At 66.0% G+C, this 20,179-nt stretch carries 17 protein-coding genes and 6 tRNA genes; 5 read left to right on the top strand and 18 right to left on the bottom strand.

Going from position 1 to position 20,179, the window contains the following annotated elements:
• Positions 1 to 21: 21 nt before the first annotated feature.
• Genes ACZK0Z_RS04870 through ACZK0Z_RS04860 form a run of 3 tightly spaced genes read right to left on the bottom strand, consistent with a single transcriptional unit; the run spans position 22 to position 1,924 of the window.
• Positions 22 to 411: a DUF4440 domain-containing protein gene (locus ACZK0Z_RS04870; protein WP_197633211.1), complete on the bottom strand. Its 390-nt coding sequence runs from the start codon at positions 409 to 411 to the stop codon at positions 22 to 24.
• The gene (locus ACZK0Z_RS04865) at positions 408 to 1,175 is read right to left on the bottom strand and encodes an MBL fold metallo-hydrolase (protein WP_197633210.1); all 768 of its coding nucleotides are present in this window, start codon (positions 1,173 to 1,175) and stop codon (positions 408 to 410) included. Before ACZK0Z_RS04865 ends, ACZK0Z_RS04870 begins: the two co-directional genes overlap by 4 nt.
• Positions 1,175 to 1,924, bottom strand: a complete 750-nt coding sequence (locus ACZK0Z_RS04860; RefSeq protein ID WP_012479275.1) for a 3-deoxy-D-manno-octulosonic acid kinase — start codon at positions 1,922 to 1,924, stop codon at positions 1,175 to 1,177. Before ACZK0Z_RS04860 ends, ACZK0Z_RS04865 begins: the two co-directional genes overlap by 1 nt.
• Positions 1,925 to 1,944: 20 nt before the next feature.
• Between ACZK0Z_RS04860 and ACZK0Z_RS04855 the strand changes: the two genes are divergently transcribed.
• Complete coding sequence (locus ACZK0Z_RS04855; protein ID WP_049430218.1) at positions 1,945 to 2,991, top strand: glycosyltransferase family 9 protein; 1,047 nt, start codon at positions 1,945 to 1,947, stop codon at positions 2,989 to 2,991.
• A gap of 46 nt (positions 2,992 to 3,037) precedes the next feature.
• Here ACZK0Z_RS04855 and ACZK0Z_RS04850 read toward each other — a convergent pair whose 3' ends face one another.
• On the bottom strand, positions 3,038 to 3,442 hold the full coding sequence (locus tag ACZK0Z_RS04850) for a DUF6165 family protein (RefSeq protein ID WP_049430220.1): 405 nt from the start codon (positions 3,440 to 3,442) through the stop codon (positions 3,038 to 3,040).
• 174 nt (positions 3,443 to 3,616) lie between these two features.
• Between ACZK0Z_RS04850 and ACZK0Z_RS04845 the strand changes: the two genes are divergently transcribed.
• Positions 3,617 to 6,631 (top strand): autotransporter domain-containing protein, encoded by a 3,015-nt coding sequence (locus tag ACZK0Z_RS04845; protein ID WP_197633209.1) that lies wholly within the window; start codon positions 3,617 to 3,619, stop codon positions 6,629 to 6,631.
• 579 nt (positions 6,632 to 7,210) lie between these two features.
• On the opposite strand, the gene ACZK0Z_RS04840 is transcribed toward ACZK0Z_RS04845, so the two are convergent.
• Positions 7,211 to 7,301 (bottom strand) — tRNA-Ser (locus ACZK0Z_RS04840).
• Positions 7,302 to 7,466: 165 nt separating this feature from the next.
• Here ACZK0Z_RS04840 and ACZK0Z_RS04835 point away from each other — a divergent pair.
• Positions 7,467 to 8,171 carry a PP2C family protein-serine/threonine phosphatase gene (locus tag ACZK0Z_RS04835; protein WP_049430225.1) on the top strand — a complete coding sequence of 235 codons (705 nt, stop codon included), beginning with the start codon at positions 7,467 to 7,469 and terminating at the stop codon, positions 8,169 to 8,171.
• A gap of 61 nt (positions 8,172 to 8,232) precedes the next feature.
• On the opposite strand, the gene dnaQ is transcribed toward ACZK0Z_RS04835, so the two are convergent.
• Genes dnaQ through ACZK0Z_RS04820 form a run of 3 tightly spaced genes read right to left on the bottom strand, consistent with a single transcriptional unit; the run spans position 8,233 to position 10,079 of the window.
• Positions 8,233 to 8,964: a DNA polymerase III subunit epsilon gene (gene dnaQ, locus ACZK0Z_RS04830; RefSeq protein ID WP_197633208.1), complete on the bottom strand. Its 732-nt coding sequence runs from the start codon at positions 8,962 to 8,964 to the stop codon at positions 8,233 to 8,235.
• Positions 8,965 to 8,968: 4 nt separating this feature from the next.
• Positions 8,969 to 9,421, bottom strand: a complete 453-nt coding sequence (rnhA, locus tag ACZK0Z_RS04825) for a ribonuclease HI (protein WP_049430229.1) — start codon at positions 9,419 to 9,421, stop codon at positions 8,969 to 8,971.
• Positions 9,422 to 9,434: 13 nt separating this feature from the next.
• Positions 9,435 to 10,079 (bottom strand): class I SAM-dependent methyltransferase, encoded by a 645-nt coding sequence (locus ACZK0Z_RS04820; protein ID WP_049430230.1) that lies wholly within the window; start codon positions 10,077 to 10,079, stop codon positions 9,435 to 9,437.
• A gap of 11 nt (positions 10,080 to 10,090) precedes the next feature.
• Between ACZK0Z_RS04820 and gloB the strand changes: the two genes are divergently transcribed.
• Positions 10,091 to 10,855 (top strand): hydroxyacylglutathione hydrolase, encoded by a 765-nt coding sequence (gene gloB / locus ACZK0Z_RS04815; RefSeq protein ID WP_049430232.1) that lies wholly within the window; start codon positions 10,091 to 10,093, stop codon positions 10,853 to 10,855.
• Complete coding sequence (locus tag ACZK0Z_RS04810; protein ID WP_049430235.1) at positions 10,852 to 12,051, top strand: lytic transglycosylase domain-containing protein; 1,200 nt, start codon at positions 10,852 to 10,854, stop codon at positions 12,049 to 12,051. Before gloB ends, ACZK0Z_RS04810 begins: the two co-directional genes overlap by 4 nt.
• 182 nt (positions 12,052 to 12,233) lie before the next feature.
• Here the strand turns inward: ACZK0Z_RS04810 and ACZK0Z_RS04805 are convergent, their stop codons facing one another.
• From ACZK0Z_RS04805 to clpP, 10 genes are all read right to left on the bottom strand, one after another.
• On the bottom strand, positions 12,234 to 14,189 hold the full coding sequence (locus tag ACZK0Z_RS04805; RefSeq protein ID WP_197633207.1) for a peptidyl-prolyl cis-trans isomerase: 1,956 nt from the start codon (positions 14,187 to 14,189) through the stop codon (positions 12,234 to 12,236).
• A gap of 147 nt (positions 14,190 to 14,336) precedes the next feature.
• A tRNA-Asp gene (locus ACZK0Z_RS04800) sits at positions 14,337 to 14,413 on the bottom strand.
• A 106-nt stretch (positions 14,414 to 14,519) separates the two neighbouring features.
• Positions 14,520 to 14,596 (bottom strand) — tRNA-Asp (locus ACZK0Z_RS04795).
• 87 nt (positions 14,597 to 14,683) lie between these two features.
• A tRNA-Asp gene (locus ACZK0Z_RS04790) sits at positions 14,684 to 14,760 on the bottom strand.
• Between the two features lie 84 nt (positions 14,761 to 14,844).
• Positions 14,845 to 14,921, bottom strand: a tRNA-Asp gene (locus ACZK0Z_RS04785).
• A gap of 26 nt (positions 14,922 to 14,947) precedes the next feature.
• Positions 14,948 to 15,022, bottom strand: a tRNA-Val gene (locus ACZK0Z_RS04780).
• 11 nt (positions 15,023 to 15,033) lie between these two features.
• The gene (locus ACZK0Z_RS04775; RefSeq protein WP_004146343.1) at positions 15,034 to 15,306 is read right to left on the bottom strand and encodes an HU family DNA-binding protein; all 273 of its coding nucleotides are present in this window, start codon (positions 15,304 to 15,306) and stop codon (positions 15,034 to 15,036) included.
• Between the two features lie 217 nt (positions 15,307 to 15,523).
• The gene (lon, locus tag ACZK0Z_RS04770; protein ID WP_049426655.1) at positions 15,524 to 17,974 is read right to left on the bottom strand and encodes an endopeptidase La; all 2,451 of its coding nucleotides are present in this window, start codon (positions 17,972 to 17,974) and stop codon (positions 15,524 to 15,526) included.
• A 142-nt stretch (positions 17,975 to 18,116) separates the two neighbouring features.
• Complete coding sequence (gene clpX, locus ACZK0Z_RS04765) at positions 18,117 to 19,406, bottom strand: ATP-dependent Clp protease ATP-binding subunit ClpX (RefSeq protein WP_004154600.1); 1,290 nt, start codon at positions 19,404 to 19,406, stop codon at positions 18,117 to 18,119.
• Between the two features lie 126 nt (positions 19,407 to 19,532).
• The gene (clpP, locus tag ACZK0Z_RS04760; RefSeq protein ID WP_004146318.1) at positions 19,533 to 20,159 is read right to left on the bottom strand and encodes an ATP-dependent Clp endopeptidase proteolytic subunit ClpP; all 627 of its coding nucleotides are present in this window, start codon (positions 20,157 to 20,159) and stop codon (positions 19,533 to 19,535) included.
• Between the last annotated feature and the right edge of the window lie 20 nt (positions 20,160 to 20,179).

Here is a 20,179-nt window from a genome sequence, read left to right as displayed (position 1 = left end):
TTCGCCCGGCATGGCCCAGCGCTACCGTGCCTCGGGCGTGCCCTGGTGGAACACCACCCGCCACCCCTGTGCGTGCCTGCGCCACAGCGAACTGCGCAGCACCCAGCCCTGCGGCTGGCCATCGAGGTGATAGCGGCTGCGATAACGCACCTGGGCCAGGTCCTGCGTCAGCAGCGAGACCGCGTACTGCTCCGATTCGATCTGCACCTGCGCCCGCTCCAGCGGAATCTCCGCCAACGCCGCTTCACGGCCGTAACAGCGGCCGGAACTGCCGATTTCGCTGAAATCCTCGTCCAGCAGTGCGGCAAGGCGCTCACGATCAGCCCGCACCGCAGGCGCATGCAGCGCGCGCTCCAGCATCTCCAGTTCGGCGGCCAGCGCCGCATCGGCGGGCGCGCCGGTTCCGCTCACGGCGGATCCTGTGCCAGCACGTTCGGTGCGGTCGGGAAAGCCAGCGGCACGCGCTGCCCCGGTTGCGCCACGCGGTGGCCGCGCGCGGCCAGCGCCGCACCGTCAGCCACGCTGGCATAGTGGTAGAGCATCATCCGGGACTGCAGCTCTGCGCTGTACTCACGCTCCAGGTCGTCCACGCCGGTATGCGACGGGTTGCCGTGCAGGCCGCAGTCGTGGGCGATCAGCTCGTTGTCGTTGGCGAAGCGGGCCAGCATCTCCGGAATCGGCCGGGTGTCACCGCTCCAGGTCAGCGCGCCCTGCAGGCGCAGGCCGTAAGCCGTCTCCGGCCAGTGGTGGCGTACCGGGAATACTTCCAGGCGCACGCCCTCATGCCAGAACGCCTCGCCCACCACGATCAGCTGGAAGGCATCCCAGAAGTTGGCACCGCCCTCGGCCAGCACGTTCGGGTAGTCGCCGATGCGCCTGTGCAGCAGCGGCACCACCGTGGCCGGCACGTACAGGCGCACCTTGCCGCGGCGCTGCGTGCTGAAGAAGGTATCCACGAACAGCCGCTCGAAACCGGCCACGTGATCCAGGTGCACATGGGTGACGAACAGCGCCTGCGGCATGTGCCCGTAGTGGGCCTTGAACGCGGTCAGGCCTTCACCGCCACAATCGATGGTCAGCCACGGCCGGCCATCGCGCTCGATCACCGACATCGGCGAACCCAGCTCGACCGCCGACGCATTGCCGACGCCGAGGAAACGCAACGACCAGTCCATCAGGTGCCCCGGTTCCAGGCCATGTCATAGGCGCGGCGCAGCCGCGCGTAGTCCTTCTGCACGTCTTCCACGCTGCGCTCGCCACGCAGCTTGATCAGCGAACGCAGCAGGCGCTTGAGGTTGCGCTCGCGCCAGGCGGTGGCCGGTATGCGGATCACCCCGCGGTCGAAGTCGATCAGCCAGCCGTGGCCGTTGCCATCGAACAGGATGTTGTGCGCGTTGAGGTCGGCATGGTCCAGGCCGGCACGGTGGAAGCGGGCGATCAACCGCCCGGTCTCCTCCCACGGGGCGCCGCGGCCGGCAACCAATGCGCGGTCGGCCAGCGAGCGCACGCCCTCGATCCGCTCCATCAGGATCGCGGCGCGGTAACGCAGGCCCTCGCGCATGTAGTACGCGGCGATCGGCCGGGGCACCGGCAGCTTCTTCTCGCGCAGGGCGCGCATCAGGCGGAATTCGGCAAAGCTCCGGGTCCGGTCCGACCCGCGCCAGAGGTACTGGTCATGGCTGATCTTCGCTGCCAGGCCGCCGCGCAGGTAGTGGCGCAGCACGCTGGCGCCGAACGGCGCATCAATGAACCAGGCGCTGCCGCGACCGCCCTCGCCGACCGGCCGGGCCTTGCTGCCCCAGTGCTGGGGCGAGAACAGGCCAACCTCGGCTTGCCGCAGCCGCTCGCGGTCGAACAGAATGGCCCCGATGCCGCGACCCTCGCGGCATGGCGTCAGCGCTTCATTGGCGTCGAATGCGACCATTTCATTGAGTCTAACAACACATGGCATCAGCGTCCTCCTCCTTGTGCCTCCTGCGCCTGTCCGCACTCGGCGACGTCACCCACGTGGTGCCCCTGGTGCGCACCCTGCAGGCTGCGCGTCCGGACACGCCGATCCACTGGATCATCGACAAGGTCGGCCACAAACTGCTCGACGGCCTGCCCGGCGTCACCTTCCACGCCTTCGACAAGAAGAGCGGCATGGCAGGGGTCAAGGAGCTGCGCAAACAGCTGCCACCGGGGCGTTTTGAAGCGCTGCTGCAGATGCAGGTGGCGTTCCGCGCCAACCTGCTGTCGGCCTTCATTCCCGCCGAGCGCCGCATCGGCTACGACCGCAGCCGCTCCAAGGACCTGCACGGGCTCTTCATCAACGAGCGCATCCCCGACCGCCCCGGCATCCATGTGCTGGACGCCATCGGCAGCTTCTGCGAGCCGCTGGGCCTGCGCCAGACCGAGGTCAGCTGGGATCTGGCCGTGCCGCAATCCGCGTACGAGTGGGCTGCGGCGCAGTGGCAGGACGATGGCCGCCCGGTGCTGATGATCTCGCCCTGTTCCAGCCACGTGCGCCGCAACTGGTACGCAGACCGCTATGCAGCCGTGGCCAACCACGCCGCACAGCGCGGTTGGCGGGTGGTGCTGTGCGGTGGCCGCAGCGAACTGGAGCGCAGCATGGCCGATGCCATCCAGGCGCAACTGCATACGCCAGCGCTGGACCTGGTCGGCAAGGATACGCTCAAGCAGCTGCCCGCCCTGCTCGCCCGCGCCAACCTGGTGATGACCCCGGACTCGGGCCCGATGCATATCGCCAACGCGATGGGCGCCAAAGTGCTGGGCCTGCATGCGGCCAGCAACCCGAACCGCAGCGGCCCGTACTCTGACCGCCGCTACTGCGTGGATCGCTACGACGATGCCGCGCGCAAGTACCTGGCCAAGCAGGCTGCCGACCTGAAATGGGGCACCAAGATCGAGTTCGACGATGTGATGGAACTGATCACCGTCGAAGACGGCATCGCGGCATTCGAACGTTACGTAGCGGACCACCTCACCTGAGTCGACGGATCATCGGTAGCGCCGGGCCACGCCCGGCGGATCCACCTCACCCGCGCTGCGCGTAGTCCTGGTAGGACTTCTCTTCCACGTACGCCGAGCCCAGCGCCAGGTTGATCGCCTTCTTGATCCGCGCACGCTCATCGTTGCGCAGGTAGACGCTGCGCGCCAGGTCGACAAAGCCCTGGTCGAACGCCTGCGCCTTCTCCTTCAGGCGGATGTCGTCCTCGATGTCCCACAGCTGCTCGTTGACCGCCTTCAGCTCGGCACGCAGCTTGGCGATGTCCTTCACCGCCGCCGGGTGCGCCATCCAGGTCTGCTCCAGCGCCGACAGCTCCCTGCGCACGTTGGCCAGCTTGCCCTCGTCGCTGATGCGCTCGGACTTGATCTGCAGGATCGAGATCTTGTCCAGCAGCTCGCCGAAGGACACGGGGACGAGGATTTCAGCGCTCATGGGGGGAAGGCTCCAGCAAGTGATGCGCACATGGTAACCCGCGCGGCACGAATGCTCCGCCCCGGCGCCTGCATGGGCGCCCGAGCGCGATGACTGGGGGAGAAACCCCTGCAGCTGCGTTAGCGGTCTGGAGAGGCGGCCTGCCGCCCTCCACTCCTTTCCGTGGAATTCCGCATGCATCGATACCCCACCCTCCCCACCCGCCGCGCCACCGTCCTCGGCAGCGCCCTTGTTGCAGCACTGCTCGGCATCGCTTTCGCGCCGCAGGCCCATGCCAGTGCCTTCCATGTGAATGGAGACACGCTCTACTACACCGGCAACGTGCTGGCGACCGATCCGCAGACGCTGGAAGCCTACATCCTGGCCGCGCAGGCCCGTGGTACGCCACTGCGCCAGGTGGTGTTCCGCAACTCGCCGGGCGGGGCCGCCTCCGGCGGCGTGGGCATGGGCGCCATCATCCGCCAGCATGGGCTGGACACCGTGCTCGACGGCGGCTGCTACTCGGCCTGCGCCGACGCCTTCGTGGCCGGCGTCAAGCGCAAGGTGACGCAGTTCGGCCTGCTGCCGGCGCACGGCAACTACACGCAGACGGTGCTGGGCATCCATGGCGAATCCGGCCCGAACGGCCCTACCCCGTACCCGGGGCAGGACAAGTACATCAAGTACTACAAGGACATGTTCGGGCCGACCGACTTCGCGGTGATCGAAGCGCGCATCGTCCAGGCGCACTATGAACTGACCCAGCAGTCGGGCTTCCTGCGCTACTTCGACCCGAACGTGGCGGCCGTGGCCACGCGCTTCTGCCCAACCCGCGACCAGAGCGCGGCAGGCAACTGCACCGCCTATCCCGGCGTGACCTTCTACAGTGATCGCGTCGTTACCGAAGCCGGTTACGCCCAGCCCGGAGACGTGCTTTCCATCAACAAGGAAGTGAGCGGAGACCTCAATCCGAACCTGGCCGTGCGCGGGCGCTACACCAATGCGCTGGCCAATCTGCGCTACTTCCAGCAATCGGCCCCGGACATCCGGCTGGACGACGCCTTCGGTGTGATCCGCATCGGCAAGGGCGGCGCCTGGTCGCTGGATACCGCTTCTGCTGCCCAGTATGTGGTGGCCGATGGCGGCACCCTGCGCCTGCAGCAGAATGGCTGGATCCACCACGCCGAAGCCATCGGCGCCCGCAATGGCGGACGCATCGAGCTGCAGCAGGGCGCACTGCGCAGCCTGACCGTGATCGAACGCGGCGGCGTGCTGACTGGACACGGTTCATTGAATGCCACGATCGACATCAACGAGGGCGGAACACTCGCGCCGTCCGGCATCGTCATGCGCCCCTACTCGCTGGAAGCACTCGCGCCGGGTGGCGACGACGTGTTCACCAGCGAACGCTTCCGGATCGGCAAGGGTCGCTACATCAACCTCAATGACGGCGCGAACCTGGCCTTCCAGGTCGACAGCCAGCGCACCGCACCGGCACTGACACTGGAAGAAGCCCGCTACTTCCTGGTCGATGAGGACCCGCGTGCGGGTGACTACAACCTGTTCGGCAACATCAACCGCGCCGTGCTGAGCATTGCCCCCAGCGCCAGGCTGACACTGGACGTCAAGCAGGCGTTCTTCCCGGCCGGGCAGCAGAACCACCTGGTCGGGACCCAGGTGGATGCCAGCGCCCTGCAGCTGCCCGTCGCCCCCTGCGGCCCGTCGAACGGTGAGTACGCTGGCCTGTGGTGCCGTACCGCTACGCCAGACACCCTGACCCGCGCAGCGCCGGTGTCGGACTTCATCGAAGGGCGCTTCCAGTACGTCGAGCGTAGTGGCGAAGCCGGCAGCGCGGTCGACCTCACCGCGCCCGGCGCGGTGTTCCGTCCCCGCCACAATTCGCTGCTCAGCTTCGCGGTCAACCAGACCGGCAGCGGCATCTGGTTGACCGCCAATCCCTCCTTCGACGACACCCGGCTGTTCGGCAATGCGCAATCCGGCGACGGCTTGGGCGTCGCACTGCAACAGGCGGCTGCACAGAGCACTTCCTCGATGAGCGGACTGCTGGGCGCCCTGCAGTTCGCTGACCGCGATGACATCGCGCGCCAGGCGGGAGCATTGCGTGGCGACGCGCATGCCAGCCTGCGCCTGGCCGACAACGCATTGATCGGCAGCATCGGCAATGTCGTGCAGCAGCACCAGGCGGCATCGCGCAGCGGTGGCGATGCCGATGGCCTGGCGGCACAGGCCGCGCAGGCGGCCTCGGCGCAATCGGCGATGACCGGCAATCGCCTGTTCAACCAGCTGGCGATGCACCTGGTCGCACCGGCAGATGCCGGCAGTGATGCGGGCGACGCCGGACGCAACCGCAGCTTCTGGGCGCGGGGGTTCGGCAGCCACGGCCGTATCGACGGTGATGCTGGCGTCGCCGGCCTGAGCCACACCATCGGCGGCATCGCGCTTGGTGCCGATACACGCCTGGCAGACGACCGTGTGACACTGGGCGTGAGCCTTGCCGCGGCCGACATGTCGACCCGGTCCAGCGAAAGTGCAGGATTCAGCGGTGATGTCCGCGCGCTGGATATCGGCGGCTACGTGGACGCGCTCTATTCGCGCGGCTACCTGTCCGCCGCCGTCCGCTACACCGATCTTCGCCACGACACCCGTCGCAGCATCGAGGGAATCGAGGGCCTGCAGGCTCCGCTGCGTGCGAAGTACAGCAACGACGCGATTTCCGCACGCGTGGAGCATGCGTTCTCGTTCACCACCGGCAATGGCGTGGTGATCCAGCCGCTGCTGCCGGTGATCGACTACACGCGCACCTCGGCCACGCGCTTCAACGAAGGCCAGGATGCGGCCGCACTGGTCGGCCGCAGTGGCAGCCTGGAGAGCATCCGCGTGGGCGCAGGCCTGCAGTTGTTCAAGACCTTCGACGGCAACAACGGCGAGCGCATCACCCCGCGTGCCCGCGTGCTCTGGCAGAAGGAGCTGGGCGATACCCAGGCCCGCTACAGCAACGGCTTCACCGCCGCCCCGGACCTGCTGTTCGGTGCCAGCAGCCAGACCGTCGGCGAGCAGGTGCTGGCCTGGAACCTCGGCATCACCAGCCGCGCCAGCAAGCGCCTGTCGGTGATGGTTGATTACGTGGGCGAGCGGCGCGACGGCCAGACCCAGAACGGCATCCAGCTGGGGCTGGGCTACACGTTCTGAGCACACGCCATTCGCACAGGGCATGGTTCCCCACTCTGTGCGAATGGCCTCCCCTCGCACGCCATGCGTGGATCCATCGCGTGCTTGGATGGCCTTCACTCCCACACCACGCGAATGCGCCTCCCGGTAGATCCACGCCATGCGTGGATGGCCCACAGGCGTGACATTGAATCGTCGGGTGGAACAAGCCCCTCTGTTGAGGGGCTGCCCCGACAGGGGCGGGGAGAGGCAGGCAAAGGGAGGGGCCCACGCGTTGCGCAGCAACGTGTGGGGCGACGCGCGAAACGCGCGTCGCGTCCCGCGCCAGATAAAGAAAAAGGGCTGCCGAAAGGCAGCCCTTTTTCTTTATCTGGCGGAGAGGGGGGGGATTGTCGGGTGCATCCATGCACCCGACCCTTCCGCGCTACGCGCTCCAGGGCCAGCCTACGGCTGTCCGGTTCTGCTCCTGCAGAACCGTCGAACCCCGTCGGGGGTTCTCATCCCCCCGCATCAGAGATGTCGATCACTACAACAACCGCCTGCATCTCCCGAACGTTGGCCAAGAAAAAAGCCGCCCAGTGGGCGGCTTTCTTCTTTATCTGGCGGAGAGGGGGGGATTCGAACCCCCGAGGCGCTATAAACGCCTGCCTGATTTCGAGTCAGGTACATTCAACCACTCTGCCACCTCTCCGGGTGGTCCCCGGCGGACCGGGGACGCGCATCATACGAGGAAGTGAGGCCGACGACAAGTGATTCTGGCCAACGAAGTGTAAATTTCCTGGGCGCATGCCTTGCCGGATGCCTGCGGCCACCCGATGATGCCTGTCTCCCCCGGCAATACCCCGCCCTGCCTACCATGATCGAATTCGGACACCTCACCCACCCCGGCATGCGCCGCGAGCTCAACGAGGACACCTACTACGGTGACAGCGAGCTGGCCCTGTGGCTGGTGGCCGATGGCATGGGCGGGCATGCCTGCGGCGAAGTGGCCAGTGCACTGGCGCGCGAAACCATCGTGCGCGAGATCCGCCGCGGCGCACCGCTGGCACAGGCCATCCGCACTGCCGACGAAGAGATCATCCGTGCCTCGCGCCGGCGCAACGACACGTTGCCGATGGGTACCACCGTGGTCGCCGCGCGTGTGCAGGGCAACCGCTATGAAGTGGCCTGGGTCGGCGACAGCCGCGCCTACCTGTGGCGCGACGGCCAGCTGGCGCAGCTCAGCCAGGACCACAGCGTGGTGCAGGAACTGGTCGCGCAGGGCAACCTGACCGCCGAGCAGGCCCGCGCGCATCCGCACCGCAACGTGGTCACCCAGGCACTGGGCGTGACTGATCCGGCCCACCTGAACGTGGCCACCACCAGCGGTGAGCTGCGCCCGGGCATGCAGCTGCTGCTGTGCAGTGACGGTCTCACCGAGGAAGTGGATGACCGCGGCATCGCCCACACCCTGGCATTCGAAGATGCCAGCGCGCAGGAATGCGTGGATACGCTGGTCGCCGCCGCACTCGACGGCGGTGGCCGCGACAACATCAGCGTGATCCTGGTGCGCTGCCACTGAGCCTCGCGCATGAGCCGAGCATGGCTCGGCTCTACAGCAGATCCACGCCATGCGTGGATGATCAGGCGCTGGCGGGCTCTTCCACCTTCGGGCCATCCCACAGTGCGTGCCCGGCCTTCTTGCGCAGCCGCTCCAGTCGCGCGGTGTGCGCTTCCAGTTCCGACGGTGTAGCCACCACGCGCGGACGCGGCAGCAGCTTGCTGGTATCGAAAGCCTGCAACCCCGCGCCGGCGCCGCCGCCATCTTCATCGCCCAGGCCGAAGCCGATCTCTTCCTGGCCCGAGGTCAGCGCGATATAGATATCGCCCAGGATCTGCGCATCGAGCAGGCCACCGTGCAGCGCACGGTGCGAGTTGTCCACGCCCAGCCGCTTGCACAGCGCATCCAGCGAGTTGCGCTGGCCCGGGAAGCGCTCACGCGCCATCGCCAGGGTATCGATCACCGTACAGCGATCGGTGATCTTTCCGTACTGCGGCCCCAGCAGTGACAACTCGTTGTCGAGGAAGCCGAGGTCGAACGCCGCGTTGTGGATGATCAGCTCGGCGCCATCGATGAACGCCAGGAACTCATCGGCAATCTGCGCGAATTCAGGCTTGTCATCGAGGAACTCCAGGGTCAGGCCGGTGACTTCCTGCGCGCCCTGTTCGAACTCGCAGTCCGGCTTGATGTACTGGTGGTAGTTGTTGCCGGTCGGGCGGCGCTTGAACAGCTCCACGCAGCCGATTTCGACGATGCGGTTGCCCTTCTTCCACTCCAGGCCGGTGGTTTCGGTATCGAGGATGATCTGACGCATGGGCTCAGTTTACCGGGCTGGCGTCGCGGACCTGGATCGCCGCGTTGCGGGCCAGGGTATCCACCCGCTCATTGTCGGGGTCGCCGGAGTGCCCCTTCACCCAGCGCCAGTCGATCTGGTGCCGCAGCGTGGCCGCGTGCAGGCGCTCCCACAGCTCGCGGTTCTTCACCGGATCACCGCCGGCAGTCTTCCAGTTCTTGCGGATCCAGCCGGGCATCCACTGGGTCAGGCCCTGCCGCACGTACTGCGAGTCGGTGTAGAGCACGATGTTGCACGGCTCGGTCAGCGTCTCCAGCCCGGAAATGGCCGCCATCAGCTCCATCCGGTTGTTGGTGGTGTGCGCCTCACCGCCACTGAGCTCGCGCTCGTGGCCCTTGTAGCGCAGCAACGCGGCCCAGCCGCCGGGGCCGGGATTGCCGAGGCAGGATCCGTCGGTGTGGATTTCGATGGTTTTCAATACAGCTCCAGAATCAGGTAGCAACGGTGCCGTGCCAGCGCACCGGCAACGGTTTCGGCCCGGGCAGGGCCAGCGTGCGTTTTTCCGCATGGAACAGGCAGGCCGCGCGCAATGGCGCCCAGCCCCCCGCACGACGGCTGCCGGCACCGCGCCAGAGCGGGCCGAGGTAGCGCATATCGTCGCACTCCAGGCCATGGCGGCCGAGCAGCAGGCGGATCCGCTGCGGCGTACGCACCACCAGCCCATGCTGCCGCCAGTGCGTGCGGTACGGGCTGAACGGATTGAGGCTGCTCAGCCACAAATGCCCGCCCGGCATCAATACGCGCTCGCACTCGTCGAGCAGCTGGTCGGCATCGCCTGTGGTGACATGCTGCAGCACGATCGCATTGACGCTCTCGTTGGCCAGGGGCAAGGGCAGCCCGCAGCGGGTATCGCCGCCATAGCCCGGCCCCTGCCGGTACAGGCGCAGGCCGCGCCCACCCAGCTGGGCATCCTCCAGCCAGGCCGCACTCGGTGCGATCCACAACCAGGGTTGCGCGGGCAGCACCGACAGCTGCGGAAGCAGCAACTGCCGTTCCAGAACGCGCAGGGCCGCCGCCGGCTCACTGTCGAACCACGGGGTCTGGCTCGCTTGACGGGTGCTCTGCAGCGCGGGCATGGTCCAATTCTATGCGACTGACTGCCCTGCCCGCATTTGCGGATAACTACATCTGGACGCTGATCGACGACGAGGGTGCCGCCGTGGTCGTTGACCCCGGCGACGCCGCGCCGGTGCTCGCGCTGGCCGATCAGGGCCTGCGCGTGGATACGATCCTGCTCACCCACCACCACGACGACCACATCGGTGGCGTGCCTGCCCTGAAAGCACGTTTTCCCGATGCGCGGGTGATCGCGCCGGTCGAAGAGCGCATTCCCACGGCGACCGAGCGGGTCGGCGAAGGTGAACGCGTTCAGGCACTGGGCCGGACGTTCCACGTACTATCCGTGCCCGGGCATACCCGCAGCCACATCGCGTTTCACACTGCTGAACATCTTTTCAGTGGAGATTCTTTGTTCAGCCTGGGCTGTGGACGTCTGTTCGAAGGTACGCCGTCCCAGCTGCTGGCATCGATGCGCAAGCTGGGTACCTTGCCCGCGCAACTGCTGCTTTGTTGCGCCCACGAGTACACCGTGTCAAATGCCGTCTTCGCGCGGCATGTCGACCCCGCCAACGCTGCCCTGTGGCAGCGCCAAGAGGAGGCTTTGGCCATGCGCCGCGATGACCGTTCCACCCTGCCGGTAACCCTGGCCAACGAGTTCGACTGCAATCCCTTCCTGCGTGTGCACGCGGCGCCCATCCGTGCGTCGGTGTCGGCACACCTGGGCCGTGACGTCGTTGACGACGTCGACGTGATGGCCGGTCTCCGGCATTGGAAAGACGGCTTCCGCGCATGATGCGCCGAAGTCTGCCGCTGGCCCTGGGCCTTGCCCTGGGGCTGGCCGGAACCGCGGGCGCACAGTCGCTGGGCGCCGGCATCAGCCAGAACCTGACCGCTGCCGCGGCCCTGCCACTGGATCCGTCCTCGCTGCCAGCGGCCTCGGTGCGCAACGGCCAGGAGATCTTCACCAGCTTCCGCGATGGCCTGGCCGAACCCAGCTGCGACGCCGAGGCCACCAGCCCGCGCTGGCAGAAGCAGTTCGCCCACGCCCCCTCGCGCCTGGCCAACCAGGATGACGATGCGCTGGTGCTGTTCGGCTACGTGGTCGAAGAGCTGCGCAAGGCCGACCTGCCCACCGAGTTCGCGCTGATTCCTTTCGTGGAAAGCGGCTACCGGCCCAATGCCCGCAACGGCAGCGGCCCGACCGGGCTGTGGCAGTTCATCGCCACCACCGCGCGCAACCACCGCGTGCCGATGACCAATGGCTATGACGGCCGCCTGTCGGCGGTCGATTCGACCCAGGCCGCAGTGCGCTACCTGAAGACCCTGCACGGCATGTTCGGCGGCGACTGGCGCTTGGCCACCATGGCCTACAACGCCGGCGAGTACCGCGTGCTGCAGTCCATGCGCAAGGCTGGCATGAACGCGCAGAACGCCAAGCCTTCGGCGTTGCCCGGCCTGTCGCCGGTCACCCATGCCTACGTCGAGAAGCTGCATGCCCTGGCGTGCGTGCTGGAAGACGTGGAAGACCAGCCTGGCGTGATGGCCTCGCTGGACCGCACCGTGCCGGTGCTGAAGGACCACACCCTGCCCGCGGGCACCAGCGTGCAGCAGTGGGCCGCACAGCGCGCCCTGGACCCGGCCAGGATCGCCCGCCTCAACCCGGCCCTGGCCTCCGGTGGCCGCCCCTCGGGCACCACCCGCGTGCTGGCACCGGTCTCGGCCGCAAATGCGACGGTAACGGAGGCAGCGACCACGCTGGTCGCCAGCGCCGCACCGGTGGCGGCCGCTGTACCCGCGCCGCAGGCCAGCAGGACCGTCGCCGCGATCGCCGACCGTCCGCGCAGTCGCCGCCACACCGTGCGTGATGGCGAGTCGGCCTGGACCATCGCCCGCCGCTACGGCATGCCGGTGAAGGCCCTGCTGTCGCTGAACGGCCTGAGCGGCAGCAGCGTGCTGAAGCCTGGCGCGGTACTGCGCGTGGAGGACTGACGCGCAGGCCAAGCGCCTCCCCATGTAGCCGAGCCCATGCTCGGCTTTTTTCTTGCCTGCGACGTGTCGGGGTTCATGACAAGCCGAGCGTAGGCTCGGCTCTACAGTTCAATTTCCAGCATCGCTCCCAATAAAAAAGGCCCGGCATTGCCGGGCCTTTCTCGTCCTGTCCACCGCGAGGCTTACAGGTTCGCTTCGGTGGTCTGGATCACGAACTTCTTGCGCATCGCCTCGACGTAGGCCTTGGCCGCAGCCATGCCATCGATCTGGCTCAGCTGGTCCTTCAGCTGCTTCTGCTGCTCGGCGGTCACTTCCTTCACGTCGCCCGGGTTCACCTTGTTCACCGCGAACAGCAGCGCGTGGCCGTTGACGTCGACCTTGCCGTAGCTCGGCTTGCCCTCGGCCGGCACCGGCGCGCTGAAGATCGCGCGGTTGATTTCCGGGGTCGGCACCGGCTGGCTGCGCGGCAGGCCCGGCATCGGGCTCAGCTGCAGCTTCTCGCTGGCCGCCAGCGACTGCAGGGTGGCGCCCGCCTTCAGCTTGGCCAGCACGGCATCGGCTGCCTTGTCGCTGGCCTGGCGCTGGCGGTCGGCACGGATCGCGGCGATCACCTGCTCGCGGGCCTTGTCCAGCGGCATGGCCTGTTCCGGGGTGTGCGCGGCCACGCGGATGACCACGCTGTGGTTGGTCGCGCCGCCCAGAGCGATCGGGTCGCTGGCGGTCCCGTCCTGCACCAGCACGTCGGAGAACGCGGCACGCAGCACGGCCGGGTCAGCGGCGATGCCACTGGCGGTGGCGCGGGTGATCGGGCCCAGGGTCTGCAGCGGCAGGTTCACTTCCTTGGCCGCAGCAGCCAGATCGCTCGGGCTCTTGTTGATGGCGTCGACCAGACGGCCGGCCAGTTCGTTGAAGCCGCGCTCGCCATCGGCCTTCAGCTGCTCGGCAGCCAGCGTGTCACGCACTTCCTCGAAGGACTTGCCCTGGCCACCACGGACCGCGGCAACCTTGATGATGTGATAGCCGAATTCGGTCTTGACCGGACCAATCACGTCACCGGCCTTGGCGGCGAACAGCGCATCTTCAAACGGCTTGACCATCGCGCCGCGTTCCACCCAACCCAGGTCCCCCCCCTGCCCCTTCGAACCCGGGTCTTCCGAGTTGGCCTTGGCCAGTGCAGCGAAGTCGGCGCCGGCGGCCTTGGCTTCGGCGGCAATCTTGTTCGCCTTGGCTTCGGCACCGTCGCCGGTGATCAGGATATGCGAGGCCTGGCGCTGCTCCGGCGTGGTGAACTTCGCCTTCTCGTCTTCATAGCGCTTGCGCAGGGTGGCTTCATCGGCTGCGGTCGGTGCCGGCAGGTTCGCGCCATTGATCTCGACGTACTCCAGCGAGACGCTCTCGGCCTGGCGGAAGTCCTTGCCGTGGCTGTCGTACCACTGCTTGATCTGCGCATCGGTCACCGGCGCGGTATCGGCCGGCACTTCCGGCAGCGCGGCCAGTTCGACGTCGCGGGTTTCGCCCAGCAGCTTCAGCAGGCGCTCGGTCTCGGACTGGGTAACGAAGCCGGAGTTCTGCAGGCCCGACGGAATCACCGACTGCTGCAGGCTCTCACGCACCAGTTCCTGGAACTGGGTCGGGGTACGCGGCGGATTGCCACCGGCCAGCGCCAGGCGGTAGTTGTTCTCGTTGAACTTGCCGTTCGAATCGAGGAAGGCCGGGATGGTGGCGATGTACTCGCGCACCGCGCCATCGCCGATCACCACGCCGGCCTGCTCGCCGACCAGGCGCACGACCTGCTCGTCGATCAGCTGGTCGAGCACGGCCAGCTTGTTCTGGGTGCTCTCGAACGCGCGCGGGTCGAAGTTCTCGCCCTGCTGCTGGCGCTCACGCATGCGCTCCTGCTCGAAGCGGGTGCGGAAATCCTGCGCGCTGATCTCATGGTGCTGCCACAGCATGCGCACCGGCCACCACGACGGTGCCGAACGCCACCAGGTCGGGGGCGCGGAAACCTTGGCCACGTTCTGTGCGCCAACGCCACCCAGGTAGCTGTTGTCGATCACGAACAGGAACGGAATCATCAGCAGCCCCAGGATCACGGTGACGATCCAGCCTGAGGTCTTGTCGCGGAGTTTCTGCAGCATGGTGAGGAATCACAAGGCCTGATTGGCGAGCCCGGCAGTGTAACCCGCTTCGCCGCAGGGACCAAAAGCAGCACCGGCGTGGCCTGCGCACCGCTTCGCGACGACACAAAGAAAAAGCCCCCGGCTTGCGCCGAGGGCTTTTAAAGTTGGCGGAGCGGACGGGACTCGAACCCGCGACCTCCGGCGTGACAGGCCAGCATTCTAACCAGCTGAACTACCGCTCCGCGCTGAAACTTTGCAGGCGCCCAGTATATCCGAAGACTCCCTGGAAACCCAGCCCGATGAACACTTTTTTCAAAGTTTTTTCACAGGGACTTAAGAATTCTGCAATGGCGGAGCGGACGGGACTCGAACCCGCGACCTCCGGCGTGACAGGCCAGCATTCTAACCAGCTGAACTACCGCTCCGTTCTTGCAAAAACCTTTTCGCCTTCTTCCCGAACCTTCCTGGGAGAAGACAAGGCCCCCGGCTTCAGGCCGGGGGCCTCGATGTAGTGGCGGAGCGGACGGGACTCGAACCCGCGACCTCCGGCGTGACAGGCCAGCATTCCAACCAGCTGAACTACCGCTCCGCATTGTTGCTTTTTTTGCTTTCCAACCAGCCTGGACCGGGAAGAAAACAAAGCCTCCAGCTTTTGGCCGGAGGCCTCGTTGAATGGCGGAGCGGACGGGACTCGAACCCGCGACCTCCGGCGTGACAGGCCAGCATTCTAACCAGCTGAACTACCGCTCCACACTCAAACTTTTACCGCGGTGCTGTGGTGGGTGCTGAGGGTTTCGAACCCCCGACCCTCTCCGTGTAAAGGAGACGCTCTACCGCTGAGCTAAGCACCCCAGCGAGCCGCTTAGTTTACAGCATCCTTCAGGGCCTTACCAGCCTTGAACGACGGATTCTTCGAAGCAGCGATCTTGATGGTGTCGCCGGTCTTCGGGTTGCGGCCGGTGCGTGCAGCACGGTCGCGGACCTGGAAGGTACCGAAGCCAACCAGGGTGACCGCATCGCCGTCCTTCAGCGCCTTGGTGACGGCAGCAACGACGGCATCGACAGCGCGGCTGGACTCGGCCTTGGTCAGGTCGGCAGCTTCAGCAACGGCATCGATCAATTCGGTCTTGTTCATTCTCTACAACTCCTTTGGCGGTGGGTTCCGCTTATTCGACAGGGAAGCAACCGCATGCCTTCTGCATGCGGCCGCCATGTGGAAACGGTTCGCCGATTCAGTCATCGCTGACAGCGATCACTCATTCGCGAGTGCTGCTTTTATACCAGTGGCCCTACCCCCACGCAAGCTGGAAAGCCAGCAACGACGCGGGTTTCGGGCCATTGGACAGCGCGCATCAATGCTTGACGCGCGCGCTTCCACTCGGTTTGGCCTTGCTGCGCACCGTGACACGCTGCGCACTCTTGCGCGCCCTCTTCGGTGCCAACGGACGCTCCAGCGCCAGGTCCAGGACTTCTTCGATGTACTTCACCGGCACGATCTTCAGATCGCGGGTGACGTTGGCCGGAATGTCGGCCAGGTCCTTGCGGTTCTCTTCCGGGATGATGACCGTGCGGATGCCACCACGCAGTGCCGCCAGCAGCTTTTCCTTCAGGCCACCGATCGCGGTGACGCGACCACGCAGGGTGATCTCGCCGGTCATCGCAACATCGGCACGCACCGGCACCTTGGTCAGCATCGACACCAGCGAGGTCACCATCGCCGCGCCGGCACTTGGGCCGTCCTTCGGCGTGGCACCATCCGGCACGTGCAGGTGCACGTCATGCTTCTGCAGGAAGTCGCTGTCGATGCCGAAGCCGACCGCGCGCGAACGCACCACCGACAGTGCCGCCGACGCCGATTCCTTCATCACGTTGCCGAGCTGGCCGGTCAGGATCAGCTGGCCCTTGCCCGGCACCAGCGTCGATTCGATCTGCAGCAGATCGCCGCCGACCTCGGTCCAGGCCAGGCCGGTGACCAGACCGATCTCGTTCTCTTCCTCGGCACGGCCGAAGTCGAAGCGACGCACGCCCAGGTACTTGTCCAGGTTCTTGCTGGACACGCTCACCAGCGCCTTCTTCTTCGCACCCTTCTTCGCCTTCGCCGCCGGCTGCGGGCCGGCCAGCGCGATCTCCTTCACCACCTTGCGGCAGATCTTGGCGATCTCGCGTTCCAGGTTGCGCACGCCCGATTCGCGCGTGTAGTAGCGCACGATGTCCTGGATGGCATCGCTGCCGATCTCCAGCTCTTCCGGCTGCAGGCCGTTGGCCTTGATCTGCTTGGGCACCAGATAACGGGTGGCGATGTTGAGCTTCTCATCCTCGGTGTAGCCGGGGATGCGGATCACTTCCATGCGATCCAGCAGCGGGCCCGGAATGTTGAGCGAGTTCGAGGTGGCCACGAACATCACTTCGGACAGGTCCAGGTCCACTTCCAGGTAGTGGTCGTTGAAGGCGTTGTTCTGTTCCGGGTCGAGCACTTCCAGCAGCGCCGAGGACGGATCGCCACGGAAGTCCATCGACATCTTGTCGATCTCGTCGAGCACGAACAGCGGGTTCTTGCTGCCGACCTTGTTGAGGTTCTGCACGATGCGGCCCGGCATCGAACCGACGTAGGTACGACGGTGACCACGGATCTCCGCCTCGTCGCGCACGCCGCCCAGCGACATGCGCACGAACTTGCGGTTGGTGGCCTTGGCGATGGACTGGCCCAGCGAGGTCTTGCCCACGCCCGGCGGCCCGACCAGGCACAGGATCGGGCCCTTCATCTGCTTCACGCGCGACTGCACCGCCAGGTATTCAAGGATGCGTTCCTTGACCTTCTCCAGGCCGTAGTGATCGGCGTCCAGGGTGTCCTGCGCGGCCTTGAGGTCCTTGCGCACCTTGCTGCGCTTCTTCCACGGCACGCCCAGCAACCACTCCAGGTAGTTGCGCACGACGGCCGCTTCGGCGGACATCGGCGACATCTGCTTGAGCTTGTTCAGTTCGTTGCGCGCCTTGGCTTCAACGGCCTTCGGCATGCCGGCTTCGGCGATCTTGCGGGCCAGCTCTTCCAGCTCGCCCGGTGCGTCGTCCAGGTCACCCAGTTCCTTCTGGATGGCCTTCATCTGTTCGTTGAGGTAGTACTCGCGCTGGCTCTTCTCCATCTGCGACTTCACGCGGCCGCGGATGCGCTTCTCCATCTGCTGCACGTCGATCTCGCCGTCGACCAGGCCGACCAGCATCTCCAGGCGGTCGCCCACGGCCAGCGTTTCCAGCAGCCGCTGCTTGTCGGCCAGGCGCACGCTGATGTGCGCGGCGATGGTATCGGCCAGGCGTGCCGGCTCATCGATGCCCGACAGCGTCTGCAGCAGTTCCGGCGGCAGCTTGCGGTTGGTCTTGACGTACTGCTCGAACAACGACATCAGCGAGCGTGCGATCGCCTCGACCTCGCGCGCTTCGCGCTCGTCGGTGGCGTCGATCTCCACGGCCTGGCCGTGCAGCGAGCCGTTGCGCTCGTCGACGTGGGTGACCTGCACGCGCGACAGGCCTTCGACCAGCACCTTGATGGTGCCGTCGGGCAGCTTCAGCAGCTGCAGCACCTGCGCCAGCGTACCGACCTGGTAGAGGTCGGCCGCATGCGGGTCGTCGGTCTCGGCCGACTTCTGCGCCAGCAGCAGGATGCGCTTGTCCGATTCCATTGCCTGTTCGAGCGCGTGCATGGACTTGTCACGGCCGACGAACAGCGGGATGACCATGTGCGGGAACACCACTACGTCGCGCAGCGGCAGGACCGGCAGGTCGAGGGTTTCACTTGGGGAACGGGCCATGGGGGCTCCAGGGAAGGGGAAAACCGCCTCCGGGAGGGCATCTTCCGGAGACAAAAAAAGCCGATGGCCCCGTTATGGGGCCATCGGCTTTCAGATGCAAGGCATTCCTTGAAAATCCTTTCCAATCAACAACCTGGAAGGATCACTCGGCGCCTGCGGCCTTCTGTTCAGGGGCCGCCGGGGTCTGGTAGATCAAGTACGGCTCGGACTTGTGCTCGATCACCGACTCGTCCACCACCACCTTGCTGACGTTTTCCTGCGACGGCAGGTCGTACATGGTGTCCAGCAGGACCGATTCGACGATGGTGCGCAGGCCACGGGCACCGGTCTTGCGCTTGAGCGCCTTGCGGGCAATGGCCGACAACGCGTCCGGGCGGAACTCCAGCTCGACGTTCTCCATCTCGAACAGCTTCTTGAACTGCTTGGTGATGGCGTTCTTCGGCTCGGTCAGGATCTTGATCAGGGCCGGCTCGTCCAGCTCCTCCAGGGTCGCCACCACCGGCAGGCGACCGACGAACTCGGGGATCAGGCCGAACTTGATCAGGTCTTCCGGCTCGACTTCGGCCAGCACCTTGCCCACTTCCTGCTTGCGCTCGCTGCTCTTCACCTTGGCGCCGAAGCCGATGCTGCCGACGTCGGTGGAACGGGCCTGGATCACCTTGTCCAGCCCGGCGAACGCGCCGCCGCAGATGAACAGGATGTTCTTGGTGTCCACCTGCAGGAATTCCTGCTGCGGATGCTTGCGGCCGCCCTGCGGCGGAACGCTGGCCACGGTGCCTTCGATCAGCTTCAGCAGGGCCTGCTGCACGCCTTCGCCGGACACATCGCGGGTGATCGACGGGTTCTCGCTCTTGCGCGAGATCTTGTCGATTTCATCGATGTAGACGATGCCCTGCTGCGCCTTCTCGACGTCGTAGTCGCACTTCTGCAGCAGCTTCTGGATGATGTTCTCCACATCCTCGCCCACGTAACCGGCTTCGGTCAGCGTGGTGGCGTCGGCCATGGTGAACGGCACGTTGAGCAGGCGGGCCAGGGTCTCGGCCAGCAGGGTCTTGCCCGAACCGGTCGGGCCGACCAGCAGGATGTTCGACTTCGCCAGTTCGACGTCGTCGTTCTTCTGCCGGCTCTCGATGCGCTTGTAGTGGTTGTACACGGCCACGGCCAGGGTGCGCTTGGCGCGGTTCTGGCCGATCACGTACTGGTCGAGCACCTCGAGGATCTCGCGCGGCTTCGGCAGCGAACTGCGCGCCGACTGCGCCTTTTCCTCAAGCTCCTCGCGGATGATGTCGTTGCACAGCTCCACGCACTCATCGCAGATGAACACGCTCGGACCCGCAATCAGCTTGCGCACTTCATGCTGGCTCTTGCCGCAGAAAGAGCAGTAGAGGATCTTGCCGGTGTCCGTGGAACGACCTTGGCGGTCTTCGCTCATGCTTCGCTTACCCAGTTACCCCACCCGCTGAACGGGGGTTCGATTCGAGAATAGCACAGGGCCGAGGGGACACCAGTCCCGCCCGACCCTGCAGGAACGGGGCCTCCATGGCCCCGTGAAGGCCGGTCAGCCGGCCTGGATCGACTCATCCGGACGACGCTCCAGGACCTGGTCGACCAGACCGTAGGCCTGCGCCTCGAAGGCGCTCTTGAAGTTGTCGCGCTCGGTATCGCGGGCGATCGTCTCCAGCGACTGGCCGGTGTGCTTGGCCAGCACCTCGTTCAGGCGCGAACGCAGGGTCAGGATCTCACGCGCGTGGATGTCGATGTCGGTGGCCTGGCCCTGATAGCCGCCCAGCGGCTGGTGGATCATCACGCGCGAGTTCGGCAGCGCATAGCGCTTGCCGGCTTCACCCGCGGCCAGCAGCAGGGCGCCCATCGAGGCGGCCTGGCCGATGCAGGTGGTGCTCACATTCGGCTTGATGTACTGCATGGTGTCGTAGATCGCCATGCCGGCGGTGACCACGCCACCCGGCGAGTTGATGTAGATGTTGATGTCCTTTTCCGGGTTTTCCGATTCCAGGAACAGCAACTGCGCCACCACCACGTTGGCCATGTGATCGTCGATCGGGCCCACGAGGAAGATCAGGCGCTCCTTCAACAGGCGCGAATAGATGTCGTAGGCACGCTCGCCGCGGCTGGTCTGCTCGACCACCATCGGAACCAGGTTCAGGGCTTTGGTTCGGTTGTCCATTACGTGAGGTACCTATCTTG

The sequence above is a fragment of the Stenotrophomonas sp. 116085_Sma genome, from assembly GCF_056479585.1.
The sequence above is the reverse complement of the archived record's forward strand: the minus strand, read 5'-3'. Positions and strand labels throughout refer to the sequence as shown.